6 protein-coding genes and 1 pseudogene are annotated in these 19,054 nt (G+C 43.4%); 5 read left to right on the forward strand and 2 right to left on the reverse strand.

Annotation, left to right across the window (positions count from 1 at the left end; all coding sequences use genetic code 11):
• Nucleotides 1-73 precede the first annotated feature (73 nt).
• Nucleotides 74-774: pseudogene (locus tag QT992_RS20545) on the reverse strand (IS1 family transposase); the annotation flags it as partial.
• Between the two features lie 203 nt (nucleotides 775-977).
• Between QT992_RS20545 and QT992_RS20550 the strand changes: the two are divergent.
• The 5 genes from QT992_RS20550 to QT992_RS20570 all read left to right on the forward strand — a co-directional run bounded on the left by QT992_RS20550 (nucleotide 978) and on the right by QT992_RS20570 (nucleotide 16,403).
• Complete coding sequence (locus QT992_RS20550) at nucleotides 978-6,374, forward strand: AAA family ATPase (RefSeq protein WP_333321986.1); 5,397 nt, start codon at nucleotides 978-980, stop codon at nucleotides 6,372-6,374.
• A gap of 222 nt (nucleotides 6,375-6,596) precedes the next feature.
• Nucleotides 6,597-12,338, forward strand: a complete 5,742-nt coding sequence (locus QT992_RS20555) for an AAA family ATPase (protein ID WP_333341822.1) — start codon at nucleotides 6,597-6,599, stop codon at nucleotides 12,336-12,338.
• A 461-nt stretch (nucleotides 12,339-12,799) separates the two neighbouring features.
• A complete protein-coding gene (locus tag QT992_RS20560; RefSeq protein ID WP_333341824.1) occupies nucleotides 12,800-13,432 on the forward strand; it encodes an alpha-ketoglutarate-dependent dioxygenase AlkB in 633 nt (210 codons plus the stop codon).
• Nucleotides 13,433-14,038: 606 nt separating this feature from the next.
• Nucleotides 14,039-14,932 carry an isoaspartyl peptidase/L-asparaginase family protein gene (locus QT992_RS20565; RefSeq protein ID WP_333316250.1) on the forward strand — a complete coding sequence of 298 codons (894 nt, stop codon included), beginning with the start codon at nucleotides 14,039-14,041 and terminating at the stop codon, nucleotides 14,930-14,932.
• Between the two features lie 202 nt (nucleotides 14,933-15,134).
• Nucleotides 15,135-16,403: a carbamoylphosphate synthase large subunit gene (locus QT992_RS20570; RefSeq protein WP_333341826.1), complete on the forward strand. Its 1,269-nt coding sequence runs from the start codon at nucleotides 15,135-15,137 to the stop codon at nucleotides 16,401-16,403.
• 180 nt (nucleotides 16,404-16,583) lie between these two features.
• Here the strand turns inward: QT992_RS20570 and QT992_RS20575 are convergent, their stop codons facing one another.
• A complete protein-coding gene (locus tag QT992_RS20575) occupies nucleotides 16,584-18,707 on the reverse strand; it encodes an ATP-binding protein (RefSeq protein ID WP_333341827.1) in 2,124 nt (707 codons plus the stop codon).
• Nucleotides 18,708-19,054 lie beyond the last annotated feature (347 nt).

A 19,054-nucleotide genomic window follows, 5' to 3' on the forward strand; every position in this document is an offset into this window, starting at 1 on the left:
GACTCTCCAAAGTCATGAGAACAAAGTCTGGTACTCCTGCATAGCAACGAAAAATCCTCAACATTTTTAGGGGTAAATAAGCGTTGTAATCATGGATAAAATACCAGAAGGCACCCACATGATTGGAGATATTTAGAGATAGATGAAAACAAAGTCTTTCTTATCAAACGAGATATCCTTTGCTGAAAGGTGTTATTGAATCTTTCGATATCCGAAGTTTTGCCAGTATCTTTCCCCAGAGATTTGTGTCGCTGGGGAAGATTTTTTTTGAACCTCCCAAAAAATCTGTATAATACACGGCACATTGTCTGTCAACTGCTGGGAGGGAATCGCAAAAACCTTTAGCACACATTTCAACTCGACTTCCTATATACACCCCTAGAATTTCTTTGGTTAAGGCATCAATTGCCAGCTCTTTCCACTGCGTGTTAGCCTTATTGCCTACAAACGACTACATTTCATCACGTTGGATCGTTAGCTTGCCTTGATTTTTTGACTTTACTTGAACTTTCCGGGGGGCTGATGCTAATTGTTGAAAAACACATAGTATTGGAACCAGCGGGGGGACACCCTCGTGAATTTGACAATCGCCACTCAAGATATTTTTTCTAATAAAAGCTGATCTCTCAATTTTTTTGTTTCTTCTGAAATTCTTGGATGTCTGGGGTTTTAAACAAACTGCCTGTGACAATATATACATTTAAAGTTTTGCTTAGCGCTGGGGGTGGGAAAATTTTTAACGATGTTTGGATAACAGAAACGGTGACAATTCATGGAGTTGAGAATTAACAAGGCTTAGGTACGTCGCATGATAACTCCTTACCCTTACTCTGCCAGACCACCTGAAAGCCACTTCGCTGCCGAAAAATTAAGATTGTGTTATAAAAACATAATTTGTTCCTTTCTAAAGCGCTATTCTCGACACAACGAACCCGGTGCGTTTTGAGTTAGCTTTAATTTTTACAAGAAAAATAAATATGCTCTCCATTCCAGGCATTGCCGTCCAGAAGCTGCTTTACGAAAGTGCCAACTCTCTGGTGTACCGGGCGATTCGGGAAGCGGATTACCAACCGCTCATCCTCAAACTGCTCAAAGAAAGCTACCCCACACCTCAAGAATTGCTACGCTACCGCACCGAATACCGCATCACGCGAGAGCTGAAAGAGGCGGGAGTCGTGCAAGTTTATGACTTGCAAAAATACCAAAACAGCCTCGTGATTTTTGTGGAGGACTTTGGCGGGGAATCCTTGAAAATATGGATGCAGCAGCGAAAGTTTAGCCTCAAGGAATTTCTGCAAATTGCGATCGCTGCCACTGAAACTTTAGGGCAAATTCACAGCGCCAATATTATCCACAAGGATATTAACCCTTCTAATATAGTATTCAATCCAGCGACTGGACAGCTCAAAATTATCGACTTTGGCATTTCCACTCAGCTAACGCGAGAAATGCCAACCCTGAAAAACCCCAACATTTTAGAAGGAACCCTCGCTTACATCTCGCCAGAACAAACTGGTAGGATGAATCGCTCTATCGATTACCGCACTGACTTTTACTCCCTCGGCGTCACCTTCTACGAATTGCTGACAGGAAAACTGCCTTTTGAGACAGAAGACGCTTTAGAGCTAGTTCACTGCCACATTGCCAGACAACCAGTTCCCGCGCACCAAATCAAGCCAGAAATTCCCCTAATTGTCTCGCAAATTGTCAGCAAATTGATGGCAAAAAATGCGGAAAATCGCTATCAAACTGCATTGGGTCTCAAGCAGGATTTAGAAATCTGTCTGGTTCAATTACAAGAAACCGATAGCATAGAAGAATTTGACTTGGGCACGCTGGATCTTACAGACCATTTCCTGATTCCCGAAAAGTTATACGGCAGAGAAACTGAAGTTGATAATCTATTAGCTGCCTTTGAAAGAGTTCGTAATGCTAGTGCCGAACTGATGCTAGTAGCTGGCTTTTCTGGGATTGGTAAAACCGCAGTAGTGAATGAAGTCCATAAGCCGATCGCCCGACAGGGTGGCTATTTTATCAAAGGCAAATACGACCAATTTCAACGCAATATTCCCTTTAGTGCATTTGTGCAAGCATTTCGGGAATTGATGGGACAATTATTATCAGAAAGTGACGCTCAGTTACACAGATGGAAAACCATGATTCTCACCGCAGTAGGCGAGAGTGGTCAAGTCTTGATTGACGTAATTCCTGAATTAGAACACATCATTGGCCCTCAAAGTCCTGCACTAGAATTGTCGGGGAGTGCCGCCCAAAATCGCTTCAATCTGCTGATGCAGAAATTTGTGCAAGTATTTACCCAAGCAGAACATCCCTTAGTGATGTTTCTGGACGATTTGCAGTGGGCAGATTCAGCATCGCTGAAATTGCTACAAGTGTTAATGCAGGATACAGGGCATCTGTTAGTATTGGGTGCTTATCGGGATAATGAGGTATCACCGGCTCATCCGTTTATGTTGACTGTGGATGAGATTGTGAAGTCTGGGGCAGTGGTGAATACGATTACCCTGCAACCGTTGAGTTTAGCATATCTAAATCAGTTGGTAGCAGATACGCTGATTTGCGATTTATCTTTTGCTCAACCTTTGACAGAATTAGTTTATCAAAAAACTCAAGGAAATCCCTTTTTCTCGACTCAATTCCTCAAAGCCTTGTATGAAGATGGTCAAATTATTTTTAACCCCCCTCAATCCCCCACCCCCCTTTCATCCCCCCTTACCAAGGGGGGACAGAGGGGGGTACAAGGGGGGTGGCAGTGCGATATTAATCAAGTTAAATTTGCCGACGCCTCGGATGTGGTGGAGTTTATGGCGGCGCAATTGCAGAAGTTGCCGAAAGAAACTCAGGATGTTCTCAAGTTGGCGGCTTGCATTGGGGCGCAGTTTGATTTAGAGACAGTGGCAATAGTCAGCGAAGAATTACCAGAACAAACGGAATTAGCGCTGTGGAAAGCCTTGCAAGAAGGACTCATTTTAGTGATTTCCGAAGGCTATAACTTCATTAAAGCCGATGCTCAATCCCCCAATCAGTCTGTTGCTAATCCCACTTATAAGTTCCTGCACGATCGCGTCCAGCAAGCGGCTTATTCATTGATTCCTGACGACCAAAAACAAGCCACTCATCTCAAAATAGGACAGTTACTGCTACAAAGTTCTTCTGAGATAGAAACAGAAGAAAAACTCTTTGATATTGTGGGGCATTTAAATCCAGGAATTGAGTTAATCAATCAATTAAGTGAACGCTCAGCCTTAGCCCAACTAAACTTAGAAGCTGGACGTAAGGCTAGAAATTCTACCGCATACGCTGCGGCAAATATCTATCTACAAAAGGGAATTGAGCTACTGACAGTCAACTGCTGGCAAACTCAATATGAATTGACACTAAATCTATATGTTGCTGCTGCTGAAATTGCCTATTTGAATGGGGATTTTGATGGTATGGAACAGATGGCCGCACTGGTTTTGCAAGAAGCTCAGACGATTTTAGATCGAGTTAAAATTTACGAAATTCAAATAGCCGCTCAGACAGCCCAGAGCAAGGTTTTAGAAACGATCGCAGTAGCAAGAGAGGCACTCTTACAATTGGGGATTGAACTCCCTGCCGAACCTGACGAAGCCTCGATTGGCAAAGCGCTACAAGCCCTTGCGGGCCTCCTCGGTGGCAGAAAGATTGAGGAATTGGTTGACCTACCTGTGATGACAAATCCACAGACTCAGGCAGCTATGCAACTGTCTGGTATGTTGTTTCCACCCATTTTCCAGGGAATGCCCGGTTTGCTGCCCCTGCTGAGCTCGACGATGGTGAGTTTATCGCTCTCCTTTGGAAATGCGCCCGCATCGACGGTGGGTTATGCGATGCACGGGATGGTGTTGTGTGCCTTTTTACAAGAGGTGGAAACGGGCTATAGCTTTGGGCAATTGGCACTTTCATTGCTGGATAGGTTGAATGTACCCGAATTCAAGTCCACAGTTCTACTTTTGTTTGGTGGTTGGATTCAGCATCGCCAAGAATCTCTTTTGGCAACGATACCGACGCTGAAAGATGGCTATAGGTTAGGCATGGAAACGGGCGACTTCGTAGACGCTGGCTACAACATATATATTTGCTTTTATACGCATTTATTCGCTGGTGTAGAACTAGACACTTGGGAACCAGAAATAGCAAGTTATAGGGCGGTAATGGCGCAGTTGAAACAATATTCTGCGCGGATTTATTTGGATATGATTCAGCAGACGGTGCAAAACTTGAGGGAAACCAGTATTCGACCGGATTTGTTAATAGGCTCTGCCTACGATGAAACGGTGATGATTCCCAAGCACTATCAGGATAATGAATTCACGGCGATCGCCTGTGCCTGCATCTTCAAACTGCTGCTTGCTTACTGCTATGGCAATTACACGGCTGCCCTAGACCATATTTCCCAAGTCAAACAGTATTTGATGGGAGTATCTGGATCGGCTTTTGTTCCAATTTTTCATTTTTATGCCGCCCTGACGCACCTGGCACTTTTTCGGGCACAGCCAGAAACCCAGCAAACTGAAATTATTGCCTTAGTGGAAACCCATCAAAGCACGCTGCAACAGTGGGCGCAAAATGCTCCGATGAATTATCTGCATAAATGGTATTTAGTGGAAGCAGAACGGCAACGGGTGTTGGGCCATAAAGCCGAGGGGATTGAAATGTACGATCGCGCTATTTCTGGAGCCAAAGAAAACAAATATGTTAATGACGAAGCCCTAGCCAACGAACTAGCAGCCAAATTCTATGAGGAATGGGGCAAAACAAAAGTTGCTCAAGCCTACCTATTTGAGGCGTATTATTGTTATGTTGAATGGGGAGCCACTGCTAAGGTAACGGATTTGGAAACGCGATATCCCCACTTATTCGCGGTAACTCAACCGGGAAGGAACAACACTAAAACTACCGTAGCAATGACAACGACTGGTTCGGGGAATCACCTAGATATCGCCGCAGTCATGAAGGCTTCTCAGGCGATTTCTGGAGAAATTATGCTAGATAAGCTACTGTCTAGCTTGATGAAAATTTTGATGGAAAATGCAGGGGCGCAACGAGGCTATCTAATTTTGTTAAGCCAAGGACAACTGTTCATTGAAGCTGAAGGGACAATCGATGACGAACTCGTCACCGTGTTGCAGTCAATCCCCGTTGAAACTTGTCAAGAACTTTCTACCGCGATTGTCAATTATGTGAGTCGCACTCAAGAAAGCGTGGTACTAGATGATGCTGCCAGATCGGGACAATTTACCAACGACGCCCACATCCGAAAGCATCAGCCCAAATCAATTTTATGTGTGCCGCTCATTAACCAATCTCAAATCATTAGTATTGTTTACTTAGAAAATAATCTGACAGCGGGAGCTTTTACCCCTGAAAGAGTGGAAATATTAAAAGTTTTATCTGGACAAGCGGCGATCTCAATTCAAAATTCTAAGCTTTATACAGAAGTACGCGAAAATGAAAGCAGGCTGGCTCAACTCAACAAAGCTTACGAGCGCTTCATCCCCCATCAATTCCTCCAGTTTTTAGGAAAATCAAGCATTATTGATGTGGAATTGGGCGACCAAGTGCAGTTAGAAATGTCGGTGTTGTTTTCCGACATTCGCGACTTCACGACGCTTTCGGAAACTATGACGCCGGAGGAGAATTTCAAATTTATCAATTCTTATCTTTCTCGCATGGAACCCGTTATTAATGAAAATAAGGGGTTTATCGACAAATATATTGGCGATGCGATTATGGCGCTATTTAGCGGTGAGGCGGATAATGCGGTGAAAGCGGGAATTGCTATGCTGCACCGTCTCGTTGAATACAATCAAATTCGCGCTAATTCGGGCTATTCACCTATTCAGATTGGGATTGGGATTAATACGGGTTCTTTGATGCTGGGAACTGTGGGAGGACCAAATCGCATGGACGGGACGGTAATCAGCGATGGGGTGAATTTAGCTTCTCGCGTAGAAAGTTTGACGAAAAATTATGGGGTGTCGTTATTAATTACCCAGCCAACTTATGCGCGCCTAAAAAATCCAACCCAGTATGCAATCCGCACTCTCGATACGGTCAAAGTCAAGGGAAAATCCGAAGCTGTGACGATTTATGAGGTGTTTGATGCAGATCCACCAGAAATTAAACAGGCCAAGTTAGTTACGCTGGAATTGTTTGCAGAAGCTAGGACACTTTACTCAGGAGGGAAGTTATTTGAAGCGGCGCGGCTTTTTGAAGAGTGTTGGCGTCAGAATCAGGGCGATCGCGTTGCTAAAATGTACTGGGAACGCTGTGAGTCTGCATTGTTGACTCGCACAAAAATCAAAGACAGGCTACACAATTTACATTAAGTGGTTGCTATTCCTGAAAATCACAGCAAAAGTGCGATCGACTGTTGAGACACTCTACAAACTAGGCGATCGCGATCGGGGCTACCACAAAGTATTTGCAGGCTGTTACCCAAAAACTCAACATTTGTTAACAAACCCCATTTTGTCCTTTCTAACGCGCTATTCTATACAGAAAGTTGGTGCGTTTTGAGTTAGCTTTAATTTTTAGCAAAAAAAACCAATATGCTCTCGATTCCAGGCGTTGCCGTCCAGACACTTCTCTATGAAAGCGCCAACTCTCTGGTTTACCGGGCCATTCGGGAAGCAGATAAAGAGCCAATTATCCTCAAACTTCTCAAAGAAAGCTACCCCACACCTCAAGAATTGGTGCGCTACCGCACCGAATACCGCATCACCCAAGAGTTGAAAGAGGCGGGAGTCGTGCGGGTTTATGACTTGCAAAAATACCAAAACAGCCTCGTGATGTTTGTGGAGGACTTTGGCGGAGAATCCTTGACAATTTGGATGCAGCAGCGAAAGTTTACTCTGGAGGAATTTTTTAAAATTGCGATCGCCACAACTGAAATTTTAGGGCAAATTCACAGCGCCAACATCATCCACAAAGATATTAACCCCTCAAATATTGTTTACAACCCGGAAACGGGAGAGTTAAAAATTATCGACTTTGGTATTTCTACTCAGTTAACGCGAGAAACGCCAACCCTGAAAAACCCCGGCATTCTGGAAGGAACCCTTGCTTATATCTCGCCAGAACAAACTGGTAGGATGAATCGCTCTATCGATTACCGCACTGACTTTTACTCCCTCGGCGTCACCTTCTACGAATTGCTGACAGGAAAATTGCCTTTTGAGACAAAAGATGCTTTAGAGCTAGTTCACTGCCATATTGCCAGACAACCAGTTCCTCCGCACGAAATCGAGCCCGAAATTCCCCTAATTGTGTCTCAAATTGTCAGTAAACTGATGGCGAAGAATGCAGAAAACCGCTATCAAAGTTCCTTGGGAATCAAGCATGATTTAGAAACTTGTCTTTTTCAATTACAAGCAACAGGTAATATTGAGACGTTTACCTTGGAAACGCGGGATATTACCGACCGTTTCCTGATTCCCGAAAAGTTATACGGCAGGGAAACTGAAGTTTTTAATCTATTATCAGCCTTTGAACGAGTCAGTACAGGTAGCGCCGAAATGATGCTAGTAGCTGGCTTATCGGGCATTGGTAAAACAGCAGTCGTGAACGAAGTCCATAAGCCGATAGCCCGACAGCGTGGCTATTTTATCAAAGGCAAATACGACCAATTTCAACGCAATATTCCTTTCTCAGCATTTGTGCAAGCATTCCGGGAATTGATGGGGCAATTATTATCAGAAAGTGACGCTCACTTACAAACATGGAAAACCAAGATTCTCACCGCATTAGGCGAGAGTGGGCAAGTTTTGATTGACGTAATTCCTGAATTAGAACACATCATTGGCGCTCAAAGTCCTGCACTAGAACTGTCGGGGACTGCCGCCCAAAATCGCTTTAATTTGCTGATGCAAAAGTTTGTGCAAGTATTTACCCAAGCAGAACATCCCTTAGTGATGTTTCTGGACGATTTGCAGTGGGCAGATTCAGCATCGCTGAAATTGCTACAAGTGTTAATGGAGGATAGGGGGCATCTGTTAGTGTTAGGTGCTTATCGGGATAATGAGGTGTCACCGGCTCATCCGTTTATGTTGACGGTGGATGAGATTGTGAAGTCTGGGGCAGTGGTGAATACTATTACGCTGGAACCGTTGAGCCAAAGAGATATCAATCAGTTGGTAGCAGATACGCTGATTTGTAATTTATCTTTGGCCGGGCCCTTGACAGAATTGGTTTATCAAAAAACCAAAGGTAATCCCTTTTTCTCTACTCAATTCCTCAAGGCCTTGTATGAAGATGGTCAAATTATCTTTGACTGGGATGTAGGGCATTGGCAGTGCGATATTGCTCAAGCTAGACTTACCCACGCCTCGGATGTGGTGGAGTTTATGGCGGTGCAATTGCAGAAGTTGCCGGCCATTACTCAGGAGGTTCTCAAACTTGCCGCCTGCATTGGGGCGCAGTTTGATTTAGATACATTGGCAATAGTCAACGAAGAATTACGAGAACAAACAGCATCCGCACTATGGAAAGCCTTGCAAGAAGGACTCATTTTACCCATTACAGAAGGCTATAAATGCTTCATTCCCACAGACGATCAATCCAATACTGAGTCTATTACCAATCCAACTTATCGCTTCCTGCACGATCGCGTCCAGCAAGCGGCTTACTCATTGATTCCCGAAAACCAAAAACAAGCTACTCATCTCAAAATAGGACAGTTACTGCTACCCAAATATTCGGACATAGAAATAGAAGAAAAACTTTTTGATATAGTGGGGCATTTGAATCAAGGAATTGAGTTAATCAATCAATTAAGCGAACGAGAAGCCTTAGCCAAACTCAACTTAGAAGCTGGACGTAAGGCTAGAAATTCTACCGCCTACGCAGCCGCAAATATCTATCTGCAAACAGGGATTGAGCTACTGAGGGCTAACTGCTGGGAAAGTCAGTATAAATTGACGCTGAATCTTTATGTTGCTGCTACCGAAGCTGCCTATTTGAATGCTGATTTTGAGGGTATGGAACAGATGGCTGCACAGGTATTGCAAAAAGCTCAGACAATTTTAGATAAAGTTAAAATTTACGAAATTTTAATCGCCGCCCAGACAGCACAAGGCAAGATGTTGGAGGCGATCGCAGTTGGCAGAAAGGCACTAGAACAATTAGGAGTTGAACTCCCTACCGAAGCTGACGAAGCCTTGATTGGCAAAGCGCTACAAACCCTTGCCAGCCAACTCCAGGGAAGAAGGGTAGAAGAATTGATTAACCTGCCTGTGATGACCGATCTTCATACTCAGGCAACTATGCAACTGTTAGGAATGTTGATTGCACCCATTTACCAGGGACTGCCAGAATTACTACCACTGCTTAGCTCAACAATGGTGAGTTTATCGTTCTCTTTTGGGAATGCACCGGCATCAAGCGAGGGGTATGGAATTCACGGTACAGTGTTGTGTAGTTTTTTGAAACAAGTAAAAACTGGCTATGCCTTTGGCAAATTAGCACTCTCATTGCTTGAACACTTTAATATGCGGGAATTCAAGCCCGTCATTTTACTTCTGTTTGGGGCTATGATTCAGCATCATCAGGAAGCTATGAGAGCAGCGATATCAACGCTGAAAGAGGGCTATACGGCTAGCATGGAAACTGGCGACTTTCTATACGCTGGCAACAACATAGGCTTTTACTTTCATACCAACTTTTTCAGTGGGGTAGAACTGGATACCTGGGAACCCGAAATAGCAGCTTACAGTGCTGTCATGGCGCAGGTAAAGCAATATTCTGCTCAGGTTTATTTAGATATGAAGCAGCAGATGGTGTTGAACTTGAGGGAAGACGGGATTCTGTCGGATTGCTTAATCGGCTCTGCCTACGATGAAACGGTGATGATTCCTAAACACCATGAGGTTAATGAATTCACGGCGATCGCTACTGCCTATATCTACAAACTGCAGCTTGCTTACTGCTATGGTAATTACACGGCTGCCCTAGCTCACATTGCTCAAGCCAAACAGTATTTAATGGCAGTATCGGGATTAGTTCTTGTTCCCATTTTCCATTTCTATGCAGCTCTGACGCACTTGGGACTTTTCCCCACACAGCCAGTAATTGAGCAAACTGAACTTCTTGGCTTAGTGGAAATGGATCAAACCACGCTCGAAGAGTGGGCGCAAAATGCTCCGATGAATTATCTGCATAAATGGTATTTAGTTGAAGCAGAAAGGCAACGGGTTTTGGGTAATAAAGCTGAGGCGATTGAAATGTACGATCGCGCCATTGCTGGAGCTAAACAAAATCAATTTCTCAACGATGAAGCCCTAGCTAATGAACTCGCAGCAAAATTTTATTTAAACTGGGATAAAGAAAAATTTGCCCAACTCTACATGATTGAGGCGTATTATTGTTATATCCAATGGGGAGCCACTGCTAAGGTAAAAGATTTAGAAACGCGATATCCCCAGTTATTGATACCAATTCAACCAGGAAATAAAAAAACTAAAAATACCGCAACAGTGACGGCCACTGGTTGGGCTAATAACTTAGATATCACCACAGTAATGAAAGCTTCTCATGCGATTTCCGGCGAAATATTGCTACATAAGTTACTGTCTAGTTTGATGAAAATTTTGATGGAAAATGCAGGGGCGCAAAGAGGATACCTGATTTTGTCAACTCAGGGAAAACTGTTAATTGAAGCTGAAGGGACAATAAATTCTGAAAAAGTTACCGTGTTGCAGTCAATCTCAGTTGAAAATTGTCAGGAACTTTCCTCCGCAATTGTCAATTATGTGGCTCGCACTCAAGAAAGCGTGGTACTAGATGATGCTGTCCGAGAGAGACAATTTACCAACGACCCCTACATCCAAAAGCATCAGCCCAAATCAATTTTATGTGTGCCGCTGATTAATCAATCTCAAATCATTAGTATTGTTTACCTAGAAAACAATCTGACAGCGGGAGCTTTTACCCCTGAAAGAGTGGAACTCTTAAAAGTGTTATCTGGACAGGCGGCGATCTCGATCCAAAATTCTAAGCTTTATACAGAAGTTCGCGAAAGTGAGAACAGACTCGCTCAATTTTTAGAAGCAATTCCAGTGGGGGTGTCAGTGCTGGATGCTTCTGGCAAACCTTATTATAGTAATCGCGTTGCTATTCAATTATTAGGTAAAGGAGTTATTCCTCAAGTTACCAGCGAACAAATCTCCGAGGTTTATCAAGTGTATAAAGCTGGTACAGATCGGGAATATTCCTCTGCTGAATTGCCAATTGTGCGAGCGTTGAGGGGCGAAAGTGCCACCGCTGAGGATATGGAAATCCACCAAGGCAACAAGATTATTCCGATCGAGGCTTGGGGTACTCCCATCTATGATGAAAAGGACAACATTGCTTATGCAATTGTAGCCTTTCAAGATATCACGGAGCGTAAAAAAGCCGAAACAGAGCGAATCAGATTTACCGCTGAACTGTTTCTACTCAACCAAGCTTACGAGCGCTTCGTTCCCAATCAGTTCCTCCAGTTTTTACAAAAATCAAGCATTATTGATGTGGAATTGGGCGACCAAGTGCAGTTAGAAATGTCGGTGTTGTTCTCCGACATTCGCGACTTCACCACGCTTTCGGAAACTATGACGCCGAAGGAGAATTTCCGATTTATTAATTCCTATCTTTCTCGCATGGAACCCGTTATTAATGAAAATAACGGGTTTATTGATAAATATATTGGCGATGCGATTATGGCGCTGTTTAGCGGCGAGGCGAATAATGCGGTGAAAGCCGGAATTGCTATGCTGCAGAGCCTCGTTGAATATAATCAAAATCGCGCTAATTTTGGCTGTGCGCCGATTCAGATTGGGATTGGAATTAATACTGGAACTTTGATGCTGGGAACGGTGGGAGGACAAAATCGTATGGAGGGCACAGTAATTTCCGATGCGGTGAATTTAGCTTCTCGCGTGGAAAGTTTGACGAAAAATTATGGGGTGTCGCTGTTAATCACCCAGGAAACTTACTCGCGTTTACAAAATCCCTCCCAGTACGCAATCCGCACCCTCGATACGGTAAAAGTTAAGGGAAAATCTGAATTAGTAACAGTTTATGAGGTGTTTGATGCTGACGGGCCAGAAATCAAAGCGGGCAAGTTAGCTACGCTGGAATTGTTTGCAGAAGCGAGGGCAAATTACTTGGAAGGGAAGTTTGCTGAAGCGGGGTGGCTGTTTGCCGAGTGTTGGCGTCAGAATCCGGGCGATGCCGTCGCTAAAATTTACTGGGAACGCTGTCAGTCTACTTTAGGGACTCGCACAAAAATCAAAGACAGGTCACACGATTTAGATTAATCATAAAAGTCCAAAGCTCGATCGCTACATTGTTGGAGGCGGAGATCATTTTCATTTGACGGGGTGACAACCCCATCAACATCGGGGCGCTAGAATCTATGTTACATTCCTGCCATAGGTGAGAATATTCTCCTCGCAGGTATTCTAGTGCGTCATTAATTACCTCATCCTTTTTAGCTTTATCTCCTGGAATTTGGTCATAAGCTTCATCAAGAACAGATTTAATTATTTGAAAGCAATTCATAGTACATAGCTAATTGACACCAGTCTCATCTTTAATCACGATTCAGGATTTGGTTGGTGAATACATAAAAATTTATGTAGGTTACAAAAAATAATTATCCTTGTCTTGTTAAAATGTTAAAATTAGCTTTACCTGATTAATGGTAAAGCTGGGCCGTGCTTGTGTCAACAACTGTATATTTATAAATTTCAGTAACAGGTAATCAGCGAGCAGATTTATGTATACTCAACTTTCATTGTGGGAAGAGCCAAAAGCAGAAAGCCAGAAGCATGGTCAGCAATTATCTCTGCCTGATGCCGAAATAATCATGTACCGCGACTTCTTCAATAACAATGAGAGCAACCAGATATTTGCCCAATTGTACGGCACTATTAATTGGAAGCAAGAGGTGGCCCTGCTTTTTGGCAAGCAAGTCGCTATACCGCGACTTAGCGCATGGTACGGAGATGCAGGTAAATCTTACACTTACTCCAAAATAAAAATGGAGCCTAATCTATGGACACCTACACTCATAACAATCAAATCTAAAATAGAAGCAATAGCAGGTACATTGTTTAACAGCGTCTTGCTTAATCTATATCGCGACGGCAAAGATAGTGTAGCTTGGCACAGTGATGATGAATCAGAACTTGGTGAAAACCCAGCGATCGCTTCTGTAAGTTTTGGGGCTACTCGTCGTTTTATGCTCAGGCACAAATACCAAAAAGAAATGAAATTAGAAATTCAATTAACTCCTGGAAGCTTCCTGCTGATGAAAGGAGTAACCCAGCATTTTTGGCAACACCAAATCCCGAAAGCAGCAAAAGTTACTGAACCAAGAATCAACCTTACTTTCAGGAAAGTAAGCTAACTGAATTAATGGTAATTTGCCTATGCGTTTATCTGCTTTTACTTGCGGTTTTAATGAAAAGAGATTGCAACTTTTGTTAACAGTAAAAATAGCGATTTTCGCCCAGCAATAACAGTACCGCCGAATTAGCGATCGCACGGGAGTGCCGCTGCTACTGCTGAATTTGGGTCAAACGGCTAGTTTGTTGCCGCTGCGAGGGTTTTTGGCGGGTAAGCAGAAAGGCTCAGAGTGGTGTGAAGCGCGATCGCACTTATTTTCTCTCCAAGTCTCATTCTTCAGGCTTACCCATTTTGCCTGTTAATGTGTAGTGCATCGTCTTAAATTTTACCCCCTCTTTACTCCCTAAATATTTCAACTTTCTTAACTAACTCGCAGCCCAATTGCCTCACACTATTGACATAACTTTGGTCAGATGTCTATTAATAATTCGTACAGAGCTAAGTCTGAAGGAACACAAACCTCGACACAAATAATTATCTCTGAAGATAGAAGAACCCCCAATTAAACACCGCTAATCTATAAAACTATGAGGGAGAAAAAACTACTTAAAACTTGATTAATGTAAGATTTTTTTAAGTAGATTTTAAGATAAAAAAAAGGCAACTTATGGTATTGAGTATTATTGTTCACGGTGGAGCAAAAACCATCACAGAAGAGAAGGTTGCAGCCAACAATGCAGGCTGTACCGCAGCAGCAGAAGCTGGTTGGGCAGTGCTCAAAAGCGGGGGTTCCGCAGCAGAAGCTGTTGAGGCAGCTATCCGGGTTTTGGAAACTGACCAAACATTTAACGCAGGTTTTGGAGCGGTTCTCAACAATCAGGGAGAAGTAGAGCTAGACGCAGCGATGATGGAAGGCGGTTCATTAGCTTGGGGAGCGCTCGCAAATGTTCAAGGCGTGCGCCATCCCATCTCTGTGGCGCGAAAGATTATGGATAAAAAACCCATGTTCTTAGTAGCGGATCATGCAGAAAAGTTTGCTGCAGAAAGTGGAGCCGAGATGTGTACAAAAGAAGACTTAATCGCTGATGAGCAACAGGAAGAGTGGGAGGAGGAAAAAGAAGTTATTGACCGCCCCAATACCGTTGGTTGTGTAGCTTTGGACAGTAGTGGCACCTTAGTTGCCGGTACCTCAACAGGGGGCACTATGAATAAGCCGGCCGGTCGCGTCGGCGACAGCGCCATTATCGGCTCAGGCTTGTTTGCTGACAGTAAACAGGGCGGTTGCTCGACCACAGGCGATGGCGAGTCGATTATACCAGTAGTTCTGGCTAAGACGGCGATCGACTTTCTAGCCTCCGGCAAGCACCCCGATGAAGCAGCGAAGATGGCAATTGAGACTCTGGCATCTAAGGTGGCAGGAGAAGCTGGGTGCATCCTCATAGACCCTCAAGGGCGGGTTGGCTGGGCGCATAATTCAACGGACATGGCTTGTGCTTATAGAACATCAGAAATGGACAAGGTGGCTGCGTTCACTAAGAAAAAACAACTCGTCCATCATTGAAATTATTGAGGCTGCATTCTCTCTAGTTGGAGAGAGTTAAAATTCCGCAACTAATATCTTGTTTCCTAGGTATTAAGTAGCTGGACATCAATAAACAGTTTTTCAATTTGTAGGGCGGGCATTGCCCACCCTACTTTTAATTATGTCGAGTTACTTATTTGCCCGGAAAACAGTTCAATTCAAACTCGACTTGGAGGTTTCTATGAACTCAACATACGACTTTCCTTACTTTCAGGGTAATTCTCTTTCCGATTTGTTTGCTCCCGACATCACAGATGGACATTATGCGTTCATCCTAAATTATCCTGCAACTGCCAGTTGGGCTGCTTACCCCAACAGGAAAAAATACTTTATTCAAGACGGCAGCAGTGAAGCCACCAAAACTTCTTTCGACAAGATTGGCCAGAAGGAACCTTGGAAAAATCTGGCTGTGTTAGGCGATGCCATCCCAGGAATTGTGATTAATTCGCCGCCAAACTCGCTGATTGACTATTGGCGGGATCATTTGGGCTTCAGCAACAGCAGTATGGAGATGATAGACTGCTCAACTTATCTGGAGGATCTCAGCGTAAGCGATCGCTTTGACAAACTCCTGACTCTATTTCCCTTCGACAATCTCAAACCCGAAAAACACGCCGTCCATCCCGACATCCACTACCACTTGCTCAGCAAAGCAACCCTAGCAGAATTAGGCGTGCAATGTCCGAAATACGAAACCTACCATCTGCACGAAGTCAATCTCGAAAGCATTCAGTTACCAGAGCAATTCCCCTACTTAATTAAAACATCCCACGGACTTTCTGGAGAAGGCACTTATATTATCAAAAGCGCCAGCGATCTGAACTACTGCTTGCAGGAAGTGAGGAAATATCTCGATATTAAGTTGGTGGATACGATTATTGTCTCGGAATTCGTCAAGAATGAAGTGCAGAACTATTGCGTGCAGTTCTATGTAAGCAAAACGGGAAATATCACGCTTATCGGCACTACCGGCCAACTTGTCACTCCAGAGGGCAGCTATTTAGGGGGACTAATTCACTACCGCGAAACCGACATGAGTAGGTTTTTTGAGATGATTGCCGCTATTGGTAAATATGCTCACCAACAGGGTTATTTCGGCGTAATTGGCTTCGACGTGCTGGAAGACTCTGAGGGAGAGTTGTATGCTATTGATGCCAATTTCCGAGTTAATGGCTCGACTCCGCTTTGCTTACAGCGCCATACCTTACTGGGGCTGGGAAAGGAGGTGGCTAAATATTCCAGTGACTGGCGAATGGATGGGACTTTGGAATCGATTCTTGTCACCCTGAAACCCGAACTCGATCGCAAGGACTTTATAATCTTGTCGGCTTTAGAGAAGGTTAAATACGGAAAAATCTACACGGAAATTTACGGGATAGTTGCTGGTGAGGATATGAAGGATATGCAGGACATCGAGCAGAATTTGCACAGTAAGGGATTGCAGCAATAGGGTTAATATCTACTCTACCGATTGCAGCGGTTGTGCGGTTTTCCCCCTCATCTCGCGCCCAGGGTTCGGTGATATCGGCAAACGGGCCATCAAAAATCAAAATTGAAGATTCCACAGCTTTGAAGTGACCCGATTCATGGGGTTCGGCAAGATAATGCCACAGTTCGCGAATATCCTCAACTAAATAACACTTTGATTTAGGGGAATTTCGATCCAAAACTCTGTTGCTTGTCCGGGTTCTGATGTACACCAAAGTTTCCCTTTATGCTTTTTGCTCACAATTTGATAACTAATAGACATCCCCATTCCCGTACCTTTTCCTACGGGCTTGGTTGTAAAAAATGGGTCAAATAGCCGTTTTTGGACTTCCTCTGTGATGCCACACCCATTATCAGCAATACAAATTCTGACCAATTCTGAGTTATACAGACTCGTACTAATCCGAATTGTCTTTTTCTCCACCCGATCTCGCTCATCTAAAGCATCCAGAGCATTTGTCAGAATATTCATAAATACCTGGTTAAGTTGTCCTGCATAACATTCGATCGGCGGCAGATTACCGTACTCTTTGATCACTTCAATCTCTGGATGTGTGTGTCGGGGCTTGAGACGATTTTGCAGAATCATCAGGGTGCTTTCAATGCCTTCATGGATATCGACTGCTTTGAAATCTGCTTCGTCCAATCGAGAAAAATTCCGTAGAGATTTAACAATATCGCGGATACGTTCAGAACCTACTTTCATAGACTTGAGCAGTTTTGATAAGTCTTCGCTCAAAAATTCGATTTCAATATCTTCAGACTTGGCTTGAATCTCCGATACCGGCTGGGGATAATACTTTTGATAAAGCTGTAGTAGATCTAGTAAATCTTGGGTATATTGGCTAAGATGAGATAAATTACCGTGAATAAAATTCGCCGGATTATTCACTTCATGGGCAATCCCGGCTACCAGTTGCCCCAGAGATGACATTTTCTCACTTTGGATGAGTTGGGCTTGAGTTTCCCGTAGTTCTTGAGTGCGTTCTTCTACTTTTTGTTCAAGGGTGTGGTAAGAGTTCTTTAATTCGTGACTCATTTGATTAAAAGATACTGATAAAGTTACCAATTCCTCTACGAGAGTGTCGGGAACATTTTGCTCTAAATTTCCACTGGCGATCGCCTGACTGGCTTGACTCAATCGCCGAATAGGTTTAGCTATCCATTGTGAAGTGATAATTGCTAATCCTGTTGCGATTACCAGTGATAACAGACAAAGGATAATCGTCGTATTTCTATTATAATTTATTTGCTCCATAAAATCAGATTCAGGCACGACGACTACAATTAGCCAATCTATACCTCTACCATCATTCAGCGGTAGCAACTGAACAAACTGCCGTTCACTGTTGAGGGTAAATTCTAACTGTTCTGATTTATTAATTTTGTCAAATTTACCAAAATATTTCTGCAAATATTTAGCTGTCTCCCGCACAAATGGTTCGCTACTTTCCACGGCGTCAATCATCTTCTGAGCTTTACCTTGTCCTTTGATTAGTGGCTCTTTTGTGGAACTAGAAATCATTGAACCCGATCGCTCCATCACAAAAGCCCTACCTGTTTTACCAATAGACAAACTTCCCAGAAATTCCCTTAAATTTTCTGAGAGGACAACAAGAGTGGCACAGACACCCAAAAGTTTACCTTCTGAGTCATAGACAGGTTCGCTGGCAGTAATTGCAGGCTTGCCATTGTTGACAATATTCACAAAAATATTGCTCCAAGTAGGCCTCCCTGCTTTCACAGCAGAAAGATACCAGGGGCGTTGCCGAGGATCGTAAGAAGAGTTTACCTGTTCTAGGAATTTTTGCCGATCGCCCCTATTATCCATTTCATAAAAATAAAAATGATAGTTTGTTTCTTTATTACTCGCAGTCATCGCGATTTTTGACTCCCGACGAGTCGCACCTAGATAATATCCTTGAGCATCGCCACAATAGGATGAAAAAACAAAAGGGGAGATTTGCACTTGGGTTAAAAGTTGCTTAGCGTTGCGGCCATTCACCATGTCCATGTGGCCCAGTGCAAAAGCGACTGAATTCACACGATTGATATCATGAGGTTTGTTGATATATTGCTTGAGTTCTCCTTCAATGCGTGCTATTAGTTCCTGACGAAGTTGAGCCGCCACATCGTTAACCGCTTTTTGTCCGTTGCGTAAGGAAAGCCAACCTGTTAAGCTCACTGCTGTAAAGATTTGTAGAACAAATGGAACAACAAGAACACCGCGCAGAGGAATTTTTAGACCATTCGCAGTTGGAGGCATAGATGATAATGCTTAGCCATTGGTTCTTTGTCTATCATAATATCAATTCATCCAAGGAGCGTGAAGCGGAGCTATCCCAAGCGTGACTCGCCCTTTTTGTAGCCCCGTTAATCTGCGGTTAAAAGCGATCGCTTAGGGGAAGTTTTTTATTTTTCCGTTGGTCGGTAAATTGACAAAATAGCATATATTTGATATGTCGTTAATTTTTGCATTCAACTAACAAATGGTATTAATAGCTACCTTGGTTTATGTAAATGCAATAGTCGATCGCATGGGAGCATCTCAGTTTTGTAAAAAGCATTTTTTTTATTGTAGTGCGAGCGTCCCCGCTCGCGTATTGTACAATA

The sequence above is a fragment of the Microcoleus sp. T3_D1 genome, from assembly GCF_036700405.1.
GTDB lineage: Bacteria > Cyanobacteriota > Cyanobacteriia > Cyanobacteriales > Microcoleaceae > Microcoleus.

Bases quoted from the DNA above. Each gene is read 5' to 3' on its own strand.
- QT992_RS20550 (WP_333321986.1), top strand. From the start codon at position 978: ATGCTCTCCATTCCAGGCATTGCCGTCCAGAAGCTGCTTTACGAAAGT.
- QT992_RS20555 (WP_333341822.1), top strand. From the start codon at position 6,597: ATGCTCTCGATTCCAGGCGTTGCCGTCCAGACACTTCTCTATGAAAGC.
- QT992_RS20560 (WP_333341824.1), top strand. From the start codon at position 12,800: ATGTATACTCAACTTTCATTGTGGGAAGAGCCAAAAGCAGAAAGCCAG.
- QT992_RS20565 (WP_333316250.1), top strand. From the start codon at position 14,039: ATGGTATTGAGTATTATTGTTCACGGTGGAGCAAAAACCATCACAGAA.
- QT992_RS20570 (WP_333341826.1), top strand. From the start codon at position 15,135: ATGAACTCAACATACGACTTTCCTTACTTTCAGGGTAATTCTCTTTCC.
- QT992_RS20575 (WP_333341827.1), bottom strand. From the start codon at position 18,707: ATGCCTCCAACTGCGAATGGTCTAAAAATTCCTCTGCGCGGTGTTCTT.